General features: G+C 39.8%; 21 protein-coding genes and 1 tRNA gene. 13 read left to right on the forward strand and 9 right to left on the reverse strand.

Annotated elements, in window-relative coordinates:
- Nucleotides 1-7 precede the first annotated feature (7 nt).
- The 4 genes from AWW68_RS09205 to AWW68_RS09220 are packed head-to-tail and all read left to right on the forward strand — an operon-like array spanning nucleotide 8 to nucleotide 6630.
- The gene (locus AWW68_RS09205) at nucleotides 8-640 is read left to right on the forward strand and encodes a TetR/AcrR family transcriptional regulator (protein WP_068219790.1); all 633 of its coding nucleotides are present in this window, start codon (nucleotides 8-10) and stop codon (nucleotides 638-640) included.
- On the forward strand, nucleotides 624-1967 hold the full coding sequence (locus AWW68_RS09210; protein ID WP_068219793.1) for a TolC family protein: 1344 nt from the start codon (nucleotides 624-626) through the stop codon (nucleotides 1965-1967). The genes AWW68_RS09205 and AWW68_RS09210 overlap by 17 nt, the downstream gene beginning before the upstream one ends.
- 25 nt (nucleotides 1968-1992) lie before the next feature.
- Nucleotides 1993-3132: an efflux RND transporter periplasmic adaptor subunit gene (locus tag AWW68_RS09215; RefSeq protein ID WP_084375637.1), complete on the forward strand. Its 1140-nt coding sequence runs from the start codon at nucleotides 1993-1995 to the stop codon at nucleotides 3130-3132.
- Between the two features lie 21 nt (nucleotides 3133-3153).
- Nucleotides 3154-6630: an efflux RND transporter permease subunit gene (locus AWW68_RS09220; protein ID WP_068219800.1), complete on the forward strand. Its 3477-nt coding sequence runs from the start codon at nucleotides 3154-3156 to the stop codon at nucleotides 6628-6630.
- Nucleotides 6631-6919: 289 nt separating this feature from the next.
- On the opposite strand, the gene AWW68_RS09225 is transcribed toward AWW68_RS09220, so the two are convergent.
- The 3 genes from AWW68_RS09225 to yihA form a co-directional block, all read right to left on the reverse strand.
- Nucleotides 6920-7240: a hypothetical protein gene (locus AWW68_RS09225; RefSeq protein ID WP_068219803.1), complete on the reverse strand. Its 321-nt coding sequence runs from the start codon at nucleotides 7238-7240 to the stop codon at nucleotides 6920-6922.
- A gap of 134 nt (nucleotides 7241-7374) precedes the next feature.
- Complete coding sequence (locus AWW68_RS09230; protein WP_068219806.1) at nucleotides 7375-7815, reverse strand: DUF5606 family protein; 441 nt, start codon at nucleotides 7813-7815, stop codon at nucleotides 7375-7377.
- Nucleotides 7816-7872: 57 nt separating this feature from the next.
- A complete protein-coding gene (gene yihA / locus AWW68_RS09235) occupies nucleotides 7873-8463 on the reverse strand; it encodes a ribosome biogenesis GTP-binding protein YihA/YsxC (RefSeq protein ID WP_068219809.1) in 591 nt (196 codons plus the stop codon).
- Between the two features lie 258 nt (nucleotides 8464-8721).
- Here yihA and AWW68_RS09240 point away from each other — a divergent pair, with 258 nt between their 5' ends.
- Nucleotides 8722-9150, forward strand: a complete 429-nt coding sequence (locus AWW68_RS09240; RefSeq protein ID WP_068219813.1) for an FKBP-type peptidyl-prolyl cis-trans isomerase — start codon at nucleotides 8722-8724, stop codon at nucleotides 9148-9150.
- Between the two features lie 60 nt (nucleotides 9151-9210).
- On the opposite strand, the gene AWW68_RS09245 is transcribed toward AWW68_RS09240, so the two are convergent.
- Nucleotides 9211-9807 (reverse strand): hypothetical protein, encoded by a 597-nt coding sequence (locus tag AWW68_RS09245; RefSeq protein WP_068219816.1) that lies wholly within the window; start codon nucleotides 9805-9807, stop codon nucleotides 9211-9213.
- A 134-nt stretch (nucleotides 9808-9941) separates the two neighbouring features.
- Between AWW68_RS09245 and ubiE the strand changes: the two genes are divergently transcribed.
- The 5 genes from ubiE to AWW68_RS09270 all read left to right on the forward strand — a co-directional run bounded on the left by ubiE (nucleotide 9942) and on the right by AWW68_RS09270 (nucleotide 15350).
- Nucleotides 9942-10664 carry a bifunctional demethylmenaquinone methyltransferase/2-methoxy-6-polyprenyl-1,4-benzoquinol methylase UbiE gene (ubiE, locus tag AWW68_RS09250; protein ID WP_068219819.1) on the forward strand — a complete coding sequence of 241 codons (723 nt, stop codon included), beginning with the start codon at nucleotides 9942-9944 and terminating at the stop codon, nucleotides 10662-10664.
- The gene (porT, locus tag AWW68_RS09255) at nucleotides 10613-11353 is read left to right on the forward strand and encodes a type IX secretion/gliding motility protein PorT/SprT (protein WP_068219822.1); all 741 of its coding nucleotides are present in this window, start codon (nucleotides 10613-10615) and stop codon (nucleotides 11351-11353) included. The genes ubiE and porT overlap by 52 nt, the downstream gene beginning before the upstream one ends.
- 75 nt (nucleotides 11354-11428) lie before the next feature.
- Nucleotides 11429-12178 (forward strand): SDR family NAD(P)-dependent oxidoreductase, encoded by a 750-nt coding sequence (locus AWW68_RS09260; RefSeq protein WP_068219825.1) that lies wholly within the window; start codon nucleotides 11429-11431, stop codon nucleotides 12176-12178.
- A gap of 1 nt (nucleotide 12179) precedes the next feature.
- Nucleotides 12180-12755 carry a hypothetical protein gene (locus tag AWW68_RS09265; RefSeq protein ID WP_068219828.1) on the forward strand — a complete coding sequence of 192 codons (576 nt, stop codon included), beginning with the start codon at nucleotides 12180-12182 and terminating at the stop codon, nucleotides 12753-12755.
- The gene (locus tag AWW68_RS09270) at nucleotides 12756-15350 is read left to right on the forward strand and encodes a M1 family metallopeptidase (RefSeq protein ID WP_068219831.1); all 2595 of its coding nucleotides are present in this window, start codon (nucleotides 12756-12758) and stop codon (nucleotides 15348-15350) included.
- Nucleotides 15351-15797: 447 nt separating this feature from the next.
- On the opposite strand, the gene AWW68_RS09275 is transcribed toward AWW68_RS09270, so the two are convergent.
- Both AWW68_RS09275 and gap read right to left on the reverse strand, forming a co-directional pair.
- Nucleotides 15798-16343 carry a hypothetical protein gene (locus tag AWW68_RS09275; RefSeq protein ID WP_068219834.1) on the reverse strand — a complete coding sequence of 182 codons (546 nt, stop codon included), beginning with the start codon at nucleotides 16341-16343 and terminating at the stop codon, nucleotides 15798-15800.
- 386 nt (nucleotides 16344-16729) lie between these two features.
- On the reverse strand, nucleotides 16730-17725 hold the full coding sequence (gene gap / locus AWW68_RS09280) for a type I glyceraldehyde-3-phosphate dehydrogenase (protein ID WP_068219836.1): 996 nt from the start codon (nucleotides 17723-17725) through the stop codon (nucleotides 16730-16732).
- A 177-nt stretch (nucleotides 17726-17902) separates the two neighbouring features.
- Here gap and AWW68_RS09285 point away from each other — a divergent pair.
- Both AWW68_RS09285 and AWW68_RS09290 read left to right on the forward strand, forming a co-directional pair.
- Nucleotides 17903-17974, forward strand: a tRNA-Glu gene (locus tag AWW68_RS09285).
- Between the two features lie 178 nt (nucleotides 17975-18152).
- A complete protein-coding gene (locus tag AWW68_RS09290; protein WP_068219838.1) occupies nucleotides 18153-19283 on the forward strand; it encodes a DUF819 family protein in 1131 nt (376 codons plus the stop codon).
- On the opposite strand, the gene AWW68_RS09295 is transcribed toward AWW68_RS09290, so the two are convergent.
- The 3 genes from AWW68_RS09295 to AWW68_RS09305 form a co-directional block, all read right to left on the reverse strand.
- Nucleotides 19284-20093 carry an SUMF1/EgtB/PvdO family nonheme iron enzyme gene (locus tag AWW68_RS09295; protein WP_068219841.1) on the reverse strand — a complete coding sequence of 270 codons (810 nt, stop codon included), beginning with the start codon at nucleotides 20091-20093 and terminating at the stop codon, nucleotides 19284-19286.
- A 57-nt stretch (nucleotides 20094-20150) separates the two neighbouring features.
- Nucleotides 20151-20522: a VOC family protein gene (locus tag AWW68_RS09300; protein ID WP_068219844.1), complete on the reverse strand. Its 372-nt coding sequence runs from the start codon at nucleotides 20520-20522 to the stop codon at nucleotides 20151-20153.
- A 136-nt stretch (nucleotides 20523-20658) separates the two neighbouring features.
- Entirely contained in the window at nucleotides 20659-21552 is an 894-nt protein-coding gene (locus AWW68_RS09305; protein WP_068219847.1) for an aldo/keto reductase, read from the reverse strand.
- Nucleotides 21553-21614: 62 nt separating this feature from the next.
- Here AWW68_RS09305 and arsC point away from each other — a divergent pair, with 62 nt between their 5' ends.
- Entirely contained in the window at nucleotides 21615-21959 is a 345-nt protein-coding gene (gene arsC, locus AWW68_RS09310) for an arsenate reductase (glutaredoxin) (RefSeq protein ID WP_068219850.1), read from the forward strand.
- The last annotated feature ends 52 nt before the right edge of the window (nucleotides 21960-22011 follow it).

The following is a 22011-nucleotide window of genomic DNA, read 5'->3' on the forward strand; positions in this document are numbered from 1 at the left end:
AATTAGGATGGAAGTAAGAGATAAAATAATTGAGAAGGCGGGAGAACTAATGCTTCAGTATGGAGTGCGGACGGTAACCATGGACGATATTTCCAGAGACCTCGGTATTTCCAAAAAGACGATCTACCAGTATTTCAAAGACAAGAAAGACCTTATAAATCAAATTACTGACTCTTTTTTGAGTATGGAACGCGATAGGTTCGGTTCTGTAGAAACTGAATGTGTAGACAGCGTGCATTCACTCATGCTCATTTCACAGTGCCTGAGAGAGTCTATGAAAGACATGAAGCTGAATGTGCTCAACGACCTTCAAAAGTTTTACCCAGAAGCGTGGAAAATGTATGAGTCTTTTAAGAAAGACACCATGCTTTGCTCTATTACTAGGGTAATTATTAGAGGTCAGGAAGAAGGATACTTCAGAAAAGAACTAGACCCTGAATTGATGGCTTATGTGAGGATTGAGCAGGTTCAGGCAGTAATGTTAAATCAACACTCTCTTCCGAGAGAAAAATATACCCTTACAGAGGTGCAAATGCAGTTGTTCGATCACTTCGCGCACGGTTTGTTCACCATAGAAGGTCATCAACTTTTTAACCAGTATACAAAAGAAAAACTCAAACAAAATGAAACGCTCAATTAGGAGAGTAAACGCTTTACTTCTGTTGCTGCTAACCACAGTTTCGGTTAGTGCTCAGGAACTATTTTCTCTTGAAGAGGCCATAAAGTATGCGCTTGAAAACAACGAGAATGTAAAAATAGCCAGAGTAAACACCAGTGATGCAGAGTCTCAGGTTGGGGAAACCCGAGCTGACGGACTTCCACAGATCAATGCTCGTTTTGGCTATACGAATAATCCTACTTTGCAAAGTTCAATTTTAGATATCAGTAGGTTCGACCCTACGGTTCCTGAAGGAACTGAAGGCCGAATCGCTTTTGGAATAAAGAATCAAGGAGACTTGAATATAAATGCAACGCAAATGATTTGGGATGGATCATTCTTTATAGGATTAAAAGCCGCCAAAATGCTCAGAGAAAAAGTTTTGGTAGACGAACAAAAGGCTGAACAAGACGTGCGTGAGCAAGTAATGAAGGCCTACTATATGGTTTTGGTGAATCAGGTGAGAACCGAGCTTATCGAGATCAACATGACTACGCTCGATTCAACTTTAAGAGATACAAGGTTGCTTTATGAAAACGGATTTGCAGAGAAGATTGATGTGTCTCGTCTACAAGTTCAGTTAAACAATTTGGAGTCTGAAATGAGTGGGGTAGAACAGGCCATTTTGGCTAGCAAGAATATGCTAAAGCTTACAATGGGTATGCCTGTTGACTCTGAAATTGAATTGTCAGACGACCTAGAGACTTTCGACTTTAATTACTCTGCAGCAGAGATAGATGCTTACACTGTAGCCGATAGGTTGGAGGTTCAGCAGCTTGAATATTTGAAGCGACTGGCCGAACTGGATGTGAAGAACGTAAGGTCTCAGTATATCCCTAAAGTAAACTTAAGTGCTGCTTGGGGTAGAAATACTGGTAGTTCAACGTTTAGTGGTGTTTGGGAGTCTGACAGGTGGTTTTCGTATTCCAGTGTTGGGGTCAATGTTAGTATTCCGGTTTTCGATGGTTTGAGAAAGAAGTACACTGTTGAAAGAAAGCGCTATCAATTAGAAACGCTCAACTATCAATCTTCACTATTAACTAATAGCCTAAGACAGCAACTAATAGACGCTAAGAAGGCCCTAGATGTGAACCTTGAGAGACTTTCTGTTCAAGAAGATAATATGGAACTGGCTCAAGAAGTAGCTGATGTAACACGTGCAAAATTTACGGAAGGAGTAGGTTCAAACTTAGAGCTGATAGATGCCGATCAGGCCTATAAAGTAGCTGAGATCAACTACTTAACCGCTTTATACGATGCCATTGTAGCAAAAATAGATTTAGACAAAGCCCTGGGCAAACTCAACTAAAACAACAACTAGAAAAACTAAAGAAATGAAATCATTAAAAATCTCCACGCTAATCATGCTAGCCACTCTAGTTGTAGTGAGCTGCGGAAAAGATACCGACTCTTTGGAGGGTAAAAAAGCTAGACTTGAGGCTGCTCGTACTGAAATGAGGGCTTTAGAAACTGAGGTAAAGGAGCTAGAAAAGGCTATTGCGGCTGAAGATCCTTCTTTTGGAAAAGCTGAAGAGGCTTCTGAGCTTGTAACCACAGTGCCAGCAACAAAGACCGATTTCGAACATAAAATTGAGGTAAGAGGTAATGTACAGTCTAGAACCAATGTTTACATCAGTGCGGAAACAATGGGCCAGCTTACAGCACTCAATATTGTAGAGGGACAATACGTGAACAAAGGTCAGGTATTGGCAACCATAGATTCAGAGTCTATAGAAAAGAATATAGCAGAGGTTGAAAATCAGTTGGAGTTTGCTACTACAGTTTTCGAAAAAAGAGAAAGACTTTGGAAGCAAAATATCGGTACCGAGATAGATTATCTGCAAGCCAAAAACAATAAAGAGTCTTTAGAAAAGTCTCTCGAAACGTTAAATACTCAATTAGATAAGACTAAGATTAAAGCTCCATTTTCTGGAACCGTAGAAGAAGTGCCTGTAAGTGCGGGTCAAATTGTTCAGCCAGGAACTCCAGTAGCATTCTTAGTGAGTAATCAGAATATGTATATCAACGCAGAAATTTCTGAGGCTTACATCGGCAAGTTCGAAAGAGGCGATGAAGTAACTGTTTCATTTCCGTCTCTAGGAAAGACATACCAGTCTACTATTGCTTCAATTGGTAGTGTTATCAATCAGGCTAGCAGAACTTTTACTGTAGAAGTAAAGCTGCCTAACGATAAAGATTTGCTTAAAACTAACTTGGTAGCAGTACTAAAAATGACCGACTATGAGGCAGAAGATGCTGTGGTAATTCCATCTAGAATTATTCAAGAAGACCTAGACGGCAACTTCGTTTACCTAGTAGAAGGTGGTAAAAAGGCCAAGAAAGTACACGTAAAACTTGGTTACTCATATGACAATAAAACCGAGGTACTTTCAGGATTGTCTGGTGGAGAAGCTGTTGTAGATAAGGGCAATAGAATTATTGCAGACGGAACGGTTGTAAGTGTTCAAAACTAATTGGGAGTTAACCATTAAAGTATGTCAAACGAAAATCAAAACAGAGTCGTAGACAAAGAGTTTGGCTTAACCTCCTTGTCTTTAAGAAATAAGATTACGGTCTATGTGCTGACTCTTATTATTGTGGCTGCTGGTGTGTATTCATACATTACTCTACCAAAAGAAAATTTTCCGGAAGTAGAGCAGCCAACTGTTTACGTGAGTACAGCTCACCCCGGTAACTCTCCAGAAGATATTGAAAGTCTCATTACTAGAGAGTTAGAGAAAGAAATCAATACTATTGAAGGAGTAGATAATATTCAATCTACTTCAGTTCAAGATTTCTCCGCCATTGTTATCGAGTTCCAAGTGGGAGTAGATGTAGATGAGGCCGTAATAGATGTGAAAGATGCGGTAGATAGAGCAAAGTCTGAGCTTCCGAGCGATTTGAAAACTGACCCTTCAGTAATCAAATTTAGTTTTTCTGAGAACTTCCCAATTCTGAATATCAACCTAACCGACCCTAGCAAGAGCTTAGATGAGTTAAATGATATTGCTGAATATCTGGAAGATGAGATTGAGGAGCTAGGTGAAGTGTCTAAAGCTAACATTGTTGGAGTAGATGAGAAGGAAGTTGAAATTAAGGTAGATCCATTCAAGCTTGAGGCAAGAAAAGTAACCTTTGCCGATATTGAGAATGCCATTTCTGCTGAAAATCTTACGCTTTCTGGTGGTAATGTGGTTGCCGATGGCTTAAGGAGAAACGTGAGAATTATTGGTGAGTATGATGATCCATATGAAATGGAGGATCTCATTATCAGTAATGAAAACGGGAATATTGTATACCTAAAAGATGTGGCATCAGTTGAGTTTGGTTATAAAGACAGACAGAACTATGCTCGTTTAGATCTTAACCCTGTAGTGAAGGTTGACGTGATGAAGAGAAGCGGTGAAAACCTGCTTACTGCTACAGATAAAATCATGGCTATTATTTCCGATGCGCAGGAGAGTGGCCAAATTCCTGAAACAACAACGGTTACCATCACAAATGATCAGTCTAAAGATACAAGGGAGCAAGTAAGTAGTTTGGGTAATAACATCATTTTCGGTGTTATTCTAGTAGTAACTGTATTGCTTTTCTTCTTAGGAACTAAGAACTCACTCTTTGTGGGTATGGCCATTCCGTTGTCAATGTTCATGGCCCTAATGATCTTAGGTCTTGCCGGAATTACCATTAACACCATGACGCTCTTCGGTCTTATTATGGCCCTTGGTATGTTGGTAGATAACGGTATTGTGGTTGTAGAGAACGTTTACCGTTTGATGGAAGAAGGACTAAGCCCAATGGCTGCTACAAGACGTGGTGTGGGTGAAGTGGCACTTCCTATTATTTCATCTACTGCAACAACTTTGGCGGCCTTTATTCCTTTGGCGTTCTGGCCAGGTATTATCGGTGAGTTTATGTTGTACTTACCATTGACGTTGATTATTACTTTAGGCTCATCATTGTTCGTTGCCCTGGTAATTAACCCAGTGTTCATCTCAAGCTTTATGAGGCTCGATGGTAAGAGGGTTTATAATCATAAGAAAATTATTATCAGGTCGGGTATAGCTATTGTTGCTGGTTTAGTATTCGCATTTGTAATAGGTGTTATTCCATTCGGAAACTTGCTAATGCTAATTGGTGTCATTACCCTTCTAAATGTTTACGTCTTAGGGCCTATTTCTAGAAGGTTCCAAGCGGGTTTCTTACCTGCTATTGAATCTAGATACGAGAAAATTCTTAAGTCAGCAGTTAGAAATCCAGGGTGGTATTTGTCAGGTTCATTTGTGTTGCTTTTTGTATCACTGGGAATTTTTGCGGCTAACTCGCCAAACGTGTTGTTCTTCCCTGAGAATGAGCCGAAGTATGTAAATGTTTTTGTTGAATTCCCCGTAGGAACCGATATTGAAACCACTAACGATTTCGCTAAAGACATAGAAGCTCAGGTAATTGAGATTGTAAAGCCTTATGAAAGCGTAGTAGAGTCAGTGTCTACAAACGTAAGCCAAGGAGCTGCAGACCCGAACGACCCAACCGCAGTTGGTCAGTCGGAAGAGCCTCATAAGGCGAGAATCACTGTGAACTTTATTGAGAGTAAGCTAAGAGGTGATATCGATACGAAAGACGTAATGAACGATATCCGATCTCAGGTAGACCTTCAGCCAGGTGTTACCTTAACGGTTGATAAAGATGCGGCTGGTCCACCTACAGGTAAGCCAATTAACCTTGAGCTAATTGGTGAAGACTTAGAAACTCTCATTAGACTAAGTGAAGATATTCAGCAAGAAATTGCAGCTTCAGGCATTAGAGGAATTGAGAGACTAAAGAGTTCTCTTGAGTTAGGCAAGCCTGAGCTTATCGTAGATATTGATAGAGACAATGCTAGAAGATTCGGCCTGTCTACTTATTCAATAGCCAATGAAATTAGAACAGCTCTTTTTGGTAAAGAGGTTTCTAAGTTCAAAGAAGGTGAAGATAGCTATGAGGTAAATATTCGATTGAATCAGGACTACAGATATGATATCGATGCTTTAATGAACAAAAATATCACTTTCCGTGATCAAGGTTCAGGAAAGCTAGTACAGGTGCCAATTTCTTCTGTTGCCGATGTTCGTTATGGTTCTACTTACGGTTCAATCAAAAGAAAGGACTTAGACAGAGTGGTAACCTTGAGTTCAAACGTGCTAGCTGGTTACAACGCAACTGAAATTACTTCAGAATTGGAGGTGCTAATGGCCGATTACGATATGCCTTCTGGTTATAGCTATGCCTTTACTGGTGAGCAGCAAGAACAGGCAGAGAACATGGCCTTTCTTTCGAAAGCACTTTTAATTGCAGTGTTCATGATCTTCTTAATCATTGTTTCTCAGTTTAATAAGATCACCGCTCCTTTCATTATTATGGTTTCGGTACTATTGAGTACAGTTGGTGTATTCCTTGGCTTGGTTATCTTCAATATGGAATTCGTAGTGATTATGACTATGGTTGGTATTATCGCTCTGGCAGGTATTGTGGTAAACAATGCTATCGTACTTATTGATTTTATTGAGCTAACAAGGAAAAGAAGACGTCAAGAATTGGGGCTTGAAGAAGATGCGAGACTACCAATGAATGAGATATTAGACTCTATTATTATTGCAGGTAAAACAAGGCTACGTCCGGTAATTCTTACTGCAGTTACTACAATTCTTGGTCTAGTGCCTTTGGCAGTAGGTTTGAATATAGATTTTATAGGCGCTTTCATGACCTATAATGCCGATTTCTATGTTGGTGGAGATAATGTGATCTTCTGGGGTCCAATGTCTTGGACTATAATTTTCGGACTTACGTTTGCCACTTTCTTCACACTAATTATTGTGCCTACAGCTTATTTAATAGCAGATAAAATGATGGTACGAATTGATAAGTGGAGAGGAAAAGTAACGGTTGTAGATATGACTGATCATTCTGGCGACTCGAAAGAGGTTTTGGCCTGATGTTTGTAACTAAAAATAACGTGGTGATTAGATTCCCTGAAAATGGGAATCGTTCATAGTTAAGGTTGATTTGGTGGCTCCTGGGGTGGTTCCCAGGAGCTCTTTTTTTGCTTTTTAAGCCTTACTTATGAAGATATCTCAGATTTGACCAGATTAGGATTTGGTTTGGAGTGAGGATTTAGGGTATATCACTTCTTAGCCTTTTGTTCTAAAGCTGCTAGTGGCTTCCAGTGTCTATTAAGTGAAGTGCTAGAAATGAATTTTTACAGTGATGTCAGTTCTTTGTTGATCACTCACTATACTTCTTCCTAAACTCTACTTTAAGTAACTGGCGCTCAATAATCATTTTAGTGATAACAGATGCCGGGTTGTCTGTTGAGGCTGCCAAAGCTTCTTTTAACTTGTCTTCAGAGACATCTATCCTGTAAAGTGCGTTAACCAATTGCGGGAAGTCTTTTGCTAATAAGTTTTCTACCACACGCATAATGCTTAGAAAAGCTTCATCGTAGGTATAGTCTTTCTTATTTGCCAATTGCAAATAGTCTTTATCTAGCTGAAAATCTTTCTCAAAAAGCTTGAGTCCTTGTTTGATGTCTTTAGGATTGTGCATTTCCAAAATTAGGCGATAGGTCTTTTTTGTTGATTAGGTCTGTATTAAGAAAACGAAAAATGCCACCGATTGAGGTGGCACTTGCTGATTTTTCTTTTTTAAGTGACCTTAAATTTGCTTTAAGGTATGAGGTATTACTCCGCTTCTTTCTCTTTAGAAGCTTCTTGATTCTCTTCATCTTTCATGAAAGAGTCTGGGTCAATCTCAGCCAAAAGGTTATACCAAGTGATCAATTTCTTGATATCAGAAACATACACCCTGTCCTCATCATAATCAGGTAAAATGTGCTTAAGGAATGACTTTAACTCCTCTGCATCAGAGTTTTTAGTCAAGCCAGTGTCACCATCAAACTCCTCATGAATCTTTCTCATTACATCAATAAGTGGGGTAGAACCCTCTTGTGTATGAGTGTAGATCGAAATCTCAGAAAGAATTGAAACTCGGGCATCGGCACCAACTACCAATTTGGTCTTTTTACCGTCTAACGATTCTAGAATAACTCCGGCTTTCGATGGTTTCAGTACTTTAAACAATCCACCTTTTCCGGCAACTGCTGCTATCTCTCCAAAATTCATATTATATATATTTTGCGGCAAAGTAAGTTTTAGTCTTTCCGAAATTCAAACAAAAACTCAATTTTCAAGAAGAGTCTGAATGTATTCGGTCAATTCATCTTTACCATGTCCTGTTTCTGAGGAAGTTAAGAAGAACATAGGTAACTCTTCCCAGGTCTGTTTCATCACTTTCCTAAACTTAGCCATGTTCTGTTGGCCTTTGTTTATAGACTGCTTGTCGGCTTTAGTGAAAACCAAAGCGAAGGGTACTCCATTTTCTCCCAACCAATTGATGAATTCCAGATCAATCTTCTGAGGGTCTAATCTTGAATCTATCAATACAAAAACGATTTGAAGACTTTCTCTATGTACCAGATAATCTTCGATCATAATGGCCCATTCGCTACGAGTTTTTTTGCTCGTTTTAGCATAGCCATAACCAGGTAAATCAACCAAGTACCACTCTTCATCTATCAGAAAATGGTTTATTAACTGTGTCTTTCCAGGTTTTCCAGAAGTTTTGGCCAAGCCTTTTCTTCCCGCCAACATGTTAATGAGTGATGATTTACCCACATTCGAGCGGCCTATAAAAGCTATTTCGAACTTATCTGGTTTTGGGCATTGGTTGTAGCTCGGGCTACTGATTAGGTATGTTGCTTTTTCAAACATGCTGCAATTTAGGGCTATTAATCGTTTTAAATGAATAATTGTACTCCGATAGCTTTGAGGAACTCTATTCATAATGCATTCTATAGAAAAGCCTTGATTCAAAGCTGCTATACAGGTCTGGCAGAGGTAGATAGAAATCTATCGGGCTGACGTCTCCCAAAGAGGTCACAGCCTTAATCGCTCTCAGTTTTGCTTTCCTTCTTAAACCTGTACCTTTGCAAATCCTTGATATTGAGGAGAAATCAAAAACAGATAATTATGCCTAAAGCAAAAGCAGGTGATAGTGTTAAAGTTCACTATACCGGTAAGTTAAAAGACGGAACCGTTTTCGATTCATCAGAAGGAAGAGAGCCATTGGCTTTCCAGGTTGGCGCTGGTCAGATGATTAAGGGATTCGATGCCGCAGTAGACGGAATGGAAGTAGGAGATACCAAAACAGCTGAAATACCTGCAGCTGAAGCATATGGCGAGGCTCGTCAAGATTTAATCTTTGATGTGCCGAAGAGCAATTTGCCTGAAGATTTAAAGCCTGAAGTAGGTCAGCAATTGGCAATGAGCCAGCCAAATGGTCAGCAAGTACCTGTTACAGTAAAGGAAGTTGAAGAAGATAAAGTAATCATTGATGCTAATCATCAATTAGCGGGTAAAGACTTGATTTTCGATATCCAGTTGGTGGAAATTGGTTAAGTCTAGCTTAAAACAGATATGACTAAAGCTGCTATTTTATGGCAGCTTTTTCTATGCGCTTCACTTATACTTTTTTTGAAATTCGCTAATCATGGTGTGAAGCGTTTCCTCTTGTCCAACCATCTCATTTATAATTAAATTCAATTGAATTAGGGTGGTTTCTAGGTTTTCAATTTTGTGAGTGTCTCTGTCCATATAAATGTCAAGGAATTTACCCGTTATGTTCTCCATCAGAATATCTTGGAGGCTATAAATTCTGGTAAGCTGTTGAACTTGTTCAAATTCAATTTCAGAGGCTATGTTTGTGGACTTTGCTGCCTCCCAAGCGGTTTTGGTAAGTAATACGTCTATCAAATTATTGCCATCAGTTATAATTTCAAAGTCTATTCTGCCAGAGGCCTTCAACTCACTTCTAACACTATCATTTGGATCAGATACCATTTTTCTTAGCCTCTCTCTTGCTTTGCCGTGATAATATATCCAGCTAGTAAGTATGTCTTTATTATCAGATAATTCTTGGTGTATGTATTCCAAGGCTTTTTCTTTCTCTTTTCTAGTTTTTTGATTTTCAGCTACTTGGCTTAAGAATAGGGCAAAAAGAACACTGAAAACAATAAGCACTCCTTCGATAAACAGCTTTTTGGTCTGAACTTTCATGTACCTGAATATAATATTAATAGAGGAATGCATTCAAAGATATTCCGTCTAATGGCATTTTACCTTAAGCTTTTCCTAACAATCTTCTTAATCCCCCTGTTTCCTTCGTATTATTGCATCCTAATTTGAGGCAGATGGCGGTTGTACCCTACAAAGAGAAAGAAACAGGTAAAAAAGAGCAGGTAGCAGAGATGTTTAACAACATCAGCAAACGCTACGATTTTCTTAATCACTTCTTGAGTTTAGGTATCGATATTCTTTGGAGAAAGAAGGCCATTCGTTTGCTCAAAAAAGATCAGCCAAAGCAAATTCTAGATGTAGCTACTGGAACAGGTGATTTTGCCATTGAGGCACTAGCCCTTAATCCTGATAGAATTGTGGGTGTAGATATTTCTTCTGGTATGCTGGAAATGGGTAGGCAGAAGATGAAAAAGAAAGGGGTAGACCACATCATCGATATGCAAATGGGTGATAGTGAAAAGCTACTTTTTGATGACAATACCTTCGATGCTGCAATCGTTGCTTTTGGTGTAAGGAATTTCGAAAACCTTAAAAAGGGGCTCAGCGATATGTGCAGAGTGCTCAATACGGGAGGTAAAATTGTGGTCATTGAGTTTTCTAGGCCAAGACGCTTCCCAATGAAGCAACTTTACAATTTTTATTTTAAGTCGATTCTGCCGATCATTGGCAAGGTAATTTCCAAGGATCAATCGGCTTATACGTATCTGCCAGAGTCTGTGGAGGCTTTCCCTGACGGGCAAGACTTTCTCGATATCCTTACAGAAGTTGGATTTAAGAATGTAGAATGCATACCACTGACGTTTGGCATCAGCTCAATATACATCGGGCAAAAGTAATTTTTCTCTTAGTTTTTCTTGGCGCTACTAGCCTTTATGCTCAAACTAGAACTCCTGGTGTAACACTCCATAGGTTGGATAGTGATAAGAAGAAAATTCAATACGGGTTCTTTTTAGGCGCTCATCAGAATTACTATGGGGTGAAATATTCAGAGGCCTTCGATACACCTCAGTATGAGGAAATTTCCTCAATTACTTCGCAGAAAAGCGCTGGTTTTAACTTAGGTTTTATGGTGAATTTTAGGCTAGACGATCAGTTTACCATTCGAACTGTTCCGGTCAAAATTGGTCTATATCAAAATACCATGGAGTATAATTATACGGATGGGACTGTAGATGAACAATTGATTGAGTCCACCAGAATTGAGCCAGGTATTTATCTGAAGTATAGATCCATTAGAAGGAATAACTTTAGAATGTACATGGTCTTTGGTGGTAGCGCATCTTTAAGAGCCGGTAAAGACGATTTAGTAACTAGCTCCGACAGATTAGAAATTAGAAGAATGAACGCCAAAATTGAGTTTGGAATTGGCTTAGAAAGGTATTTTGAGTTCTTCAAATTTGCTCCAGAAATACGGTATGCAAGAGGTTTAATGAATGTAATGAACAACTCTAGCAATATTTACCATGATGGGCTTACTCGAATTACAACCCATAACTTCACCTTATACCTTCACTTCTCGGACTAATCATTTTCTAGGATAATTTCTTTCTGCCATCTGTCCGATTTCTTTTAACTTGGCTTTTCCGAAAAAGTAGAAGAAATGCAAAAAATAGCTTTGGTAACAGGTGCAACGTCTGGCATTGGCTGGGCAACAGCAGAGGCACTTGCCGATAAAGGGTTCGACCTGATTATTTGTGGAAGAAGAAAAGAGAGGTTGGAAGAGTTGGCTTCTAAACTTTCCGTAAAAACACTTCAGTTGACTTTTGATGTACGCGACAGAAAAGCAGTAGATGAGGCTTTGGGTTCCATTCCAGAAGACTGGAAAAGCATAGACGTTCTCATCAATAATGCTGGTAACGCCCATGGCTTGTCTAAAATTCAAGATGGCAATGTCGATGATTGGGATGCCATGATAGACATCAATGTAAAGGGATTATTGTATGTTACTAAGGCCTTGGTGCCTCAAATGATTGAGAGAGGATCTGGTCATGTAGTGAACGTGGGGTCTATTGCTGGCAAGGAGGTTTATCCGAACGGAAATGTTTATTGTGCTTCTAAACACGCTGTAGATGCCATAAATAATGGCATGCGTTTAGACCTCATGGGTACTGGAGTAAAAGTTTCTCAGGTTTGCCCAGGATTGGTTGAGACTGAGTTTTCTTTAGTTCGCTTTAAAGGTGATTCGGGTAAGGCAGATACGGTGTACCAAGGTTATGATCCTCTTACAGCTCAAGACATTGCAGATCTTATTCAGTTTATTGTTACCCGACCGGCTCATGTAAATATTGCCGATACGCTAATCTTACCAACAGCCCAAGTAGCATCAACCATGGTGCACAAAACTCTTTAGAATGGAAGAAAATCAACAGCAGGAGGGTTTGCCAATCCCTTCAATTTTTAAGAATACCGATACTGGAGCACCTTTAGATAAATGCATTGACTGTGAGTACCCAGTTTTGGAAGGCGACAGGTACTACATGATTGAGAAGGTTTTCAAAAAGTATCCTGAACTAGATAAAACCGAAGTGCTTTTCGAATATGCTATTTGCTCTAATTGCTATGAGAAAATGAAAGATGCTATGTCGCAAGAAAGCATGCAAAATCTTTCCATGTACATGATGGAGAATACCGATTTTCAGAAGCTTCAAGATAGAATTGAAGAAAAGCCAGATGATCCAGAGCATTGGTTGTCGCATTGCCTTATAAAAGGAACGGCTCAAGATGAAATGAAGGAGTACCAGATGGGTGCTTGTTTTAAAGGAGATAAGCTAGTGACCAATTTTATGCCTCCATTTATGGTGGGTGAATTGGCTATGGAAGAAATGAACGCACTACTCTCTAAGGAAACTAAAGATGAAATGGATGGCTTTATGGACGATCATTTTGGTATTCCTCCTGAACTAAGAAAAGACTTAATACTAATCTAAATGAGAAGATTTGCGCTACTCGCCACTTTAGTGGTTTTAATGTTTTCGTGTAATTCTGAAAAGGAAACTACGGCTATTGAGCCTGGTGTGGCCTTAGATATGGCCGAATACAGGAAGTCGGTGATATCTATGGTCAATTATAGGCTGGAGTTTAGAGTTCCAGAAAATTTCGACCAGAAAATTCAGGCTTTAGAAGAGTTGACCTTCAATTTGATGGACAATTCGAAAGACATTCCACTAGATTTTAAAGTAGCGCCAGATCACTTAAAGGGAGTGATTGTTAATGGAAAGAGTCAGCCTACAGAGTTGGTCAACGAACACATTATTCTCAAAGCGGAAAACCTGAAAAAGGGATTCAACCGAGTAGAGGTGAACTTTTGGGCGGGAGAAACATCCCTCAATAGAAAAGAGGAGTTTCTCTATACATTATTTGTTCCAGACAGAGCCAGAACGGCTTTTCCGTGCTTCGATCAACCTAACATCAAAGCAAATTTTGAGCTAATATTAGACTTGCCGAGTGATTGGAATGCGGTGTCAAACGCACCAGTAACTTTGGCGAAGGTGCTGAACAATCGCAAGAATATTCAATATGAAAAGTCTGACCTCATCAGTACCTATCTTTTTTCTTTTGTGGCTGGTGAGTTCGAAACCATTAGTCAAAGCGTGGAAGGAAGAACGTTTACCATGCTTCACAGAGAAACTGATGAGGAGAAAGTTCAGAGAAATAAAGACTTCATTTTCTACCTACACAACGCTTCAATTAAGTGGTTGGAGGAATATACAGGGATTAAGTACCCATTCAAAAAGTTAGACTTTGCTCTGATTCCTAGTTTTCAATATGGAGGGATGGAGCACGTTGGTGCTATTCAGTATAGGGCGAACTCATTGTTTCTAGATGAAGATCCTTCACAGAGTCAATTATTGAGTAGAGCTAGTCTCATTGCGCATGAAGTAGCTCATATGTGGTATGGAAACCTAGTAACTATGGACTGGTTCAACGATGTGTGGACCAAGGAAGTGTTTGCCAATTTTATGGCCGCCAAAATGGTGAATCCTAGTTTCCCTGAAATCAATCACGACTTGAATTTCCTTGTTCGTCATTACCCTTCGGCTTATGGGGTAGATAGAACTGAGGGAGCTAATCCAATTCGTCAGCATTTACCTAACCTCAACGAGGCTGGTCAGATGTACGGTGCCATCATTTACAACAAAGCACCAATTATGATGAGGCAATTAGAGTCGCTTTTGGGTGAAAGAGCCTTTCAAAGTGGTATGCAGGAATACTTGAGTACTTTTTCTATGAAGAACGCTACCTGGCCAGATCTGATTAATATTCTAGACAAACGAACACAAGTAGATCTAAAACGCTGGAGTGATGTTTGGGTGAATACGCCTGGCAGACCTGTTTTCGACCTGAAAGTAGAAGAAGGCTCTGAGGGTGTCACTGCTTCATTGAAGCAGATTGATATGAGTGGAGAAGGAAGGTCTTGGCCGCAAAGCTTTAGGTTGAAACTATATAACACAACCAAGAAAGATAGAAAGGAATTGCAGGTGGTTTCTGCCGATCAGGTTTATGAAGTTAAAATGGATGAGTCTTGGAAGGACTTCAATCTGCTGGCCAATTCCAATGGTATGGGCTACGGACTTTTCCCTGTTTCTTATGACTTGCTGGCTAGTCAGTGGGCAGGGCTTTCTGAGCTTGAAAAGGGAGCTCAACTCATCAATATGTATGAAGCACTGTTGGAGCCTAGAAATGTAGGTCAGGAAGGACAGTACACTCCAACAGAATACCTTGAACTGCTCAAATGGGTTTTGGTGAGAGAGAAAAATCAGTTACTAATTAGCCAGGTACTAGGTCAGCTGAGGTCAGTTTATTGGAATTTACTTTCAGCAGATCAAAGACAAAATGTAGCTCCAGATTTAGAGAGGACACTTTTCCACTGCTTGAACGATTTGCATGATGATCCTTCCATCAAGAAAACCTTTTTCGGAACATTGAGCAGTGTAGCAATCACTGATGCCAATCTTAAAAGACTGTATAGCATTTGGGCTGAAGAGTTGTCTATTGATCAATTGAAGCTGTCTGAAAATGATTTCATTGGTTTGGCATCAAATCTAGCGATTAAGATGCCGGAGAAATCTGCTGAGATAGTGGACAGTCAGATGGGACGCATTCAGAACCCAGACTCAAAGAGAAGATTCGAATTTATTGCTCCGACTTTGTCTAATGAGCAAGCAGTCAGAGATGACTTCTTTGAAACACTGAAAGACGAGAAAAACAGGGAAACTGAATCATGGGTACTCGGTGCTTTGGGTAATTTACATCATCCGCTGAGAAGAAAAGAGTCAATTAAATACATTGAACCAAGCTTAGAGTTGCTACAAGAGATTCAGCAAACAGGAGATATTTTCTTCCCAACGCGTTGGCTAGATCAAACCTTAGGAGATCACAACTCTGTGGAAGCGGTAGAGATTGTCGGGAACTTTCTAGTGGATAACCCTGATTACAATGCCCAGTTGACTATGAAGATTCTTCAGTCGGTTGATATGGCTAAGAGAGCGAGCAAGATACTTGAGAAAACGGCAAAAAAATAAGCCCTATTTCTAGCGGCTCTTTTGTTCATCTGATTTTTCTGACTAGATGATGTCTCTTATTTATACTATTGCCCCATTTTATAGCGACTCGGGTTTGTCATTTCGGTTGTAAAACTAGTAGGAAGAAAGATTAGTTCAATGCAGTTAGCATTAATTATTTGTGAATAGATTATTTCCTCAGAGCGGAGTATTTAAATGTCGCTCCGCTGGAGCTTAGCTTTCGGAGTGCTTGTTTGTTATGACATTAGGCTCCTCTGGAGCCAGGTCAAAGAGATTTTTTATCTTGCGATACTAGGCTTCGATAAAACGAATTTGTCTGTTCTGTTTCTAAGGATAATGCCATGGTTTAGCCACAGCGTGGCGAAATGACGTAACCAAATGCTGCCTCGGAATAGTTAAGCTTCATTGTAGCAAAATGGGCAATTAACCCAAATACCCTGTTCATTTCTACATACGATCTCTTCTTTTGATTCTGTCGTTCAAAGTGAGATAGTGGAGTGTAATCAAAATCCTTAATTCGAGATTTTGTTGATGTTCTAGAGGGATGAATGAAGCCATGGTACCGGCCATTGAAGGGCTAATATCTCCAGCAGCCTCAAGTGTATCTAAGTATTTGGTGACTACTTTTACTTTTTTTGATCTCTTTCTTAAGTATTTAATTAGTGGACTGTTTGCTTTTAAATTGATAGAGATATAGGTTGTCTGATCTTCCCCTCTCGTTAAAAGTCCATAGCTCCAAGTCTGAATAAAGAAATACGTTCTTAATTTTTGATATAGTTCTTGTTGTGCGGTAAAATCTAGAGGTATCTCAAAGTCAGGGTAATTCTCTTCTGTATACTCTATAAACTTGGCTATTGGGTCTTCGTCTGAGTTTTTACTGAGGTTGAAAAATGTCTTAAGTTGGTTTTCAAAGAACTCCATACAAAGCAGTATGCTTTCCACGTCATCATCTTTAAATTCTGTAGAAAGACTTTCTCTCAACTCTTTTTCCATGAGTTGTGCAGAGGCCTGAAAGGAGGTAATTGTTAAGAGTGTGATTATTAGTATGCGATTGATCATACACCAATATAATAAGGCTAAGGGGAATTTTGCTCCGCTAGAGCTTGCTTTTCAGTGATATAGAGTTTTTATGACATTAGGCTCCTCTGGAGCCAAGGTCAAGGTGGTTTTTTTGTCTTGCAATACTAGGCTTCGATAAACAAGCTATCTGTATTGTTTTTGAGGATAATGCCAGACTTAAGCCACAGCGTGGCGAAATGTTATAACACAATCTTTGTAACAAATCAAGCTTCGTAGAAGCGACATGAGCTTTGACATTCTTAGCAACAAAAAAAGCCTTGACGTTTCCACCAAGGCTTTCTAATGAAATTATCTTTTAATTATCCACCGATCTTAACGATCAAGTCAGCAGCTCTGTTAGAGTAACCAGCTTCGTTATCGTACCAGCCAACTACTTTCACTAAAGTACCAGCGGCAGCAGTTAATTTAGAATCGAAGATGTTAGAGTGAGGGTTTCCAATGATATCAACAGATACAATTGGATCTTCAGTGTACTCTAAAATGCCTTTCATCGGGCCTTCAGCAGCAGCTTTCATAGCAGCGTTTACTTCTTCCGCAGTTACTTCTTTATTTACTACAACAGTAAGGTCAGTCAATGAACCATCTGGCACAGGAACTCTTAAAGCAATACCATCTAACTTACCAGCTAGGTGAGGAAGTACCAAACCAACAGCCTTAGCAGCACCAGTAGAAGTAGGGATAATAGAAACCGCACCAGCTCTAGCTCTTCTCAAGTCACCGTGAGGTGCATCTTGAATTCTTTGGTCAGCCGTGTAAGCGTGTACAGTAGAGATGTAACCTTTTTCAATACCGAAGGCATCATCTAAAACTTTAGCCATTGGAGCCAAGCAGTTGGTAGTACAAGAAGCGTTAGAAACGATCTTCTCATCGCCAGTTAAAATTTCTTCATTTACACCCAATACAACCGTAGGGATGTTACCTTTTGCAGGAGCAGAAATTACAACCTTCTTAGCACCAGCTTCAATGTGTCCGCCAGCACCGGCTTCGTCTACGAATCTACCAGTAGATTCTAGTACAACATCAACACCTAAAGTTCCCCAAGGTAAGTTCTTAGGTTCTTTCTCTGCGTAGATTTTAATTTCTGTTCCGTTGACAACGATACCGTCTGCAGTAGAAGATACTGTTCCATCAAATTTGCCATGTACTGAATCGTACTTCAATAGGTGGGCAAGGGTAGCAGTGTCTGTCAAGTCATTGATAGCAACTACTTCAACATTTTCTTTGCTCAATAATGTTTTGAAAGTCAATCGTCCGATTCTTCCAAAACCGTTAATGGCTACTTTTATTTTAGACATGTCCTTTTACGGTTTTATTAGTGATTGTTGTGCCGCAAAACTAGTAAAGCCCGGCACCATTTCAAATATAAATGAATGCTTACAGAAAAGGGTTCCCTGGGAAACGTTTGAAATAATTCGTTCAAAAAGTTTTTGGAATTAAAAATGTGAAATCTATATTTGCACACCGTAAAAAATGGTCCGTTCGTCTAGGGGTTAGGACGCCAGGTTTTCATCCTGGTAACAGGGGTTCGATTCCCCTACGGACTACGAAAAAAGCTCGACTGTGTCGGGCTTTTTTTATTTCATTTGAAGACTGATTCTAGTCTGAAATATCCCTTATAAGGTGTTGATAGATAGATGTTTGCCTGTAGGTTTTTAGGCTCAAAAATTGAATCCTTAGTAAACCTTATTCACATGGTTTTGAATAATTCCCTATCTTTTATCTATGATCCAGAATCCGCTGTACATTCTCACAGTGCTTTGTGGGCTGATCTTTGTCAGTGAGTGGTTAACAAAGAACACCTTTCTTAAACATATCAGTGGTTCGTTATTGGTGATTATTTTAGGAGCCATTTTAGCCAACTTTGGTTTCATACCTTCGGCATCTAATGCTAGCCCTGTTTACGATTCCATTTTTACATACGTAGCTCCAGCAAGTATCTTTTATTTATTGTTAGGGGTAAACCTAAAGGAACTAAGGAAGGCCGGACTTCCTATGCTTATCACTTTTGTGCTAGGGTCTGTTGGGACCACATTGGGGGTGTTGTTGGCATCACAGGTAATAGACTACCAAGCTGTGTTTGGAGAAAACTACCAAGCCATTGCCGGAATGATGACTGGAACCTATACGGGTGGTAGTGCAAATTTCAACGCAGTGGCACTGCATTACGATGTGGTAAGAGAGGGAGCGGTTTATACGGGAATAGTTGTGGCTGATAATATTGTTACTGCTATTTGGATGTTGGTAACCTTGAGTCTTCCTGCACTGATGATGAAGCTCAGGCCACATAAGGAGTTAAAAATGAAAAATGGGGGAGAAATGAACCAATATGCTGAACGAGAGCATGTTGGTCCATTGCGACTTGGTTTGATGCTTTTTATAGGATTGGCAGCAATGATGGTGTCCGATTTGCTGGCTGAGCAAACCGCTATTCCTTCCGTTCTGATTTTAACAACCATAGCTTTAATTCTCGCCCAGATAAAGGCAGTTCAAGACATTCCTGGAGCTAAAATGTTAGGAATGTTTGCAGTCTATTTGTTTTTGGTGGTAGTAGGAGCTTTCTGTGAGGTAACCGCTTTGGTAGAAGTAGGTGAGCATGCGGTGAGTATTCTTCTGTTTACCGTCACCATTGTATTGGTTCATGGCGCTTTTCTGCTGTCGATGGCCCTCATGCTGAAATTTGACTGGTCTATGGTGGCTATTGCGTCACAGGCTAATATTGGAGGAGCAAGTACTGCACTGGCTCTAGCAAAGAGCTTTAAGCGAAATGATTTATTGCTTCCAGCGATTTTAGCGGGTTCACTCGGAACTGGCTTAGGAACTTATCTGGGCTTTTTGATAGCAGGATTGGTTTAGTTATTCAATAATCTCAAAGATCATCCTTATGCCAACTGCCGCAGAGGCACCTTCGTACGAAAAACTTTGGGCGAAAGCTTTTGTTGAATTCGGAACTTTCCAACTGCCGCCCATGGCTACACCTTCGGTTGATGTCATTTCTGCTACGTTTCCGAATACGTTGTAAAAGCCAATGTCTTCAGCAGCCTCGAAGTATACAGGTTTAATTTTTGGATTGTCTTTTAGTAGGTCGCTTTTAGAAAGCTTGAAGGATGATTCGTTGGTCTTGGCAATTTTCTCAAGTTGCTTAAGCATTCGCTTGTCTTGAATTAAAAAGCGGATTCTTGCCCACTCATTTTCCGAAGGCAATCTGAACTTGAATTTTTTCGGAAATGCAGCGCGATCATTTTTGCTCATCTCGTTTAGGTAGGTGTGCATGGTTTCGGTTCTCCAGGCGGCAAAGTTCTTGGCCTGTTCATAGCTTATCCCCATAATTGGCATTAAAGCCAGTTCGTCCGAAGCAATAAATTTTTCCTTTAATTCCTCTTCTGAGTGTCCTTCAAATACTTCTGCCCAAAGTGAGTAGTTAGGTTCGGCATTTTTAAATTCAACGCTTTCTCTTCCGTGTTTTTGAGCTAATGAGGCCAGATAGTCTTTATATACGTAGGCTGGTACTTCAGTAATATCTATGCACAACCTTGAATTTACTGGTAGCGTGTTAGAGGCACATAAATATTGAGTGTCTTGTCTGTTGCAGGGAGCACACTCTTTGAAGTCTCCAGCGAAAAACATAGGTACTAGAGAGAAAAACCATAAGGCAATAGCTTTCATGAATAGGAAATTAGGGTCATGAATTTATGCTTTTAAACCTATAATAGAAAATATCCGCTACTCGTGCTCAAAGAGGGTGCATACCGCCCCAGCTGGGTCTTCAATCATGCAGAATTTGCCATAACCCGTCATGCTTTTTACTTCTGTAAGAAGCTTACCGCCCTTTTCTTTTACAGCCTTGCTACTGGCTTCAATGTCAGCAACATTAATGTACATCATCCATTGAGAAGGGATGTGCGCATTAGGTCCCTTCTTATGGCAGATGCCTGCTTTGGGAGTGCCTTCCATTGTCATATTAAAGTCTTCATAATCTCCCATAGAGAGTCCTTCAGGTTTCCACCCAACTACTTCAGCATAAAAGTCTTTGACTTCTTCTGCATTATTGACGGTTAGGTCTATCCAGCCAATTGATCCTACTGATTTATCCATGTTCTTTTATTTCAAATGAAGTCTTTTCAAGGAATAAGGTACTCATACTTTAGTATGATATTGCGATTTAGTACTGTCGGTATGAGGTTCTTTTAAATATTTACTTCACTATAAGTCCCAGTAATCGAACATCGAATTAAGGAACACTCTGCCCTTTTGAGGCTACCCAAATCTCAAACCATTCTTGGCGGCTAAGTTTAATTTCTACAGCATCGGCTGCAGCCTTTATTCGTGCCAATTTACCGGAGCCAATAACTGGAATAATACCTGCCGGATGTGCCAATAGCCAGGCGTACATTACTTGGTCTATAGTTGCTCCATGATTATCTCCAATTTTATGGAGTACATTTTTCAACGTCATCATTCTGTGTGTCTGAGCATTGAAAATACTACCGCCACCTAATGGAGACCAAGCCATTGGGTGCATGTTGAGTTCTTGGCATAAGTCTATGCTACCGTTGTCGAATTCGTGTAGTGCAATTGCCGATATTTCTATCTGGTTGGTAACTAATTTGAAATCTAGAGCGGCTTGAAGTGCCTTGAATTGTGACGGAAGAAAATTACTAACACCAAAGTGTTTTACCTTTCCTTGAGCTTTAAGTTGGGAGAATGCTCTGGCTACCTCATTTGGATTTATAAAAGGATCGGGTCTGTGAATGAGCAGTACATCTATAGCCTCAATGCCCATAGCTTTTAAGGAGTTTTCGGCAGACCAAACTATGTGTTCAAAACTAGTGTCGTAATGCTTTACATAGTGATCTGGTCTTTTGTCAGAAACCAGCTTGATGCCACATTTGGTGACAATCTTAAGTTTTTGCTTCAGGCTGCTTGGTAAGGCTTTGCCAAAAAGTTCTTCGCAAGCATAATCTCCATATATATCTGCATGGTCAAAGGTGTCAATACCTAGCTCTAGGCACCCCTCAACAAGCTCTTCAACTAGTTTCTTAGAATAGTCCCAATCGGCTAATCGCCAAACACCTTGAACCAACCGGGAAATACTTAACTCATTATTCAACTTGATTTGCTCCATCTGAATCGTTTAGTTTGTCAATCTCTAGAAATGCCCAATTATAACAAAATACAGAGTTAGATATGTTGAAAATTCTTCACAATCCGAGATGTCAAAAGAGTAGACAAACCCTTCAGCTGATAGAAGAGAGCGGTGAAATGGTAACCGTAGTAGAGTACCTAAAAACAGTTCCAACAAAAGATGAGCTAAAAGGTATTATCAATATGTTGGGAATAGAGCCTTTAGATTTAGTGAGAAAAGGGGAGGCTGTTTACAAGGAAGAATTTAAGGGTAAAGACTTAGATAATTATCAGTGGATTGAAGCAATGGTTCAAAATCCGAAGTTGATCGAACGCCCTATTGTTATCAAGGGTGATAAAGCTATTATTGGCCGACCGCCAGAAAAGGTAAAGGAGCTATTGGGGTAATTGGCCGGTCTGGCTTTCATGCTTGATAATTTGAATAATCGCTCTGATTGAA

The organism is Roseivirga spongicola (genome assembly GCF_001592965.1).
GTDB lineage: Bacteria > Bacteroidota > Bacteroidia > Cytophagales > Cyclobacteriaceae > Roseivirga > Roseivirga spongicola.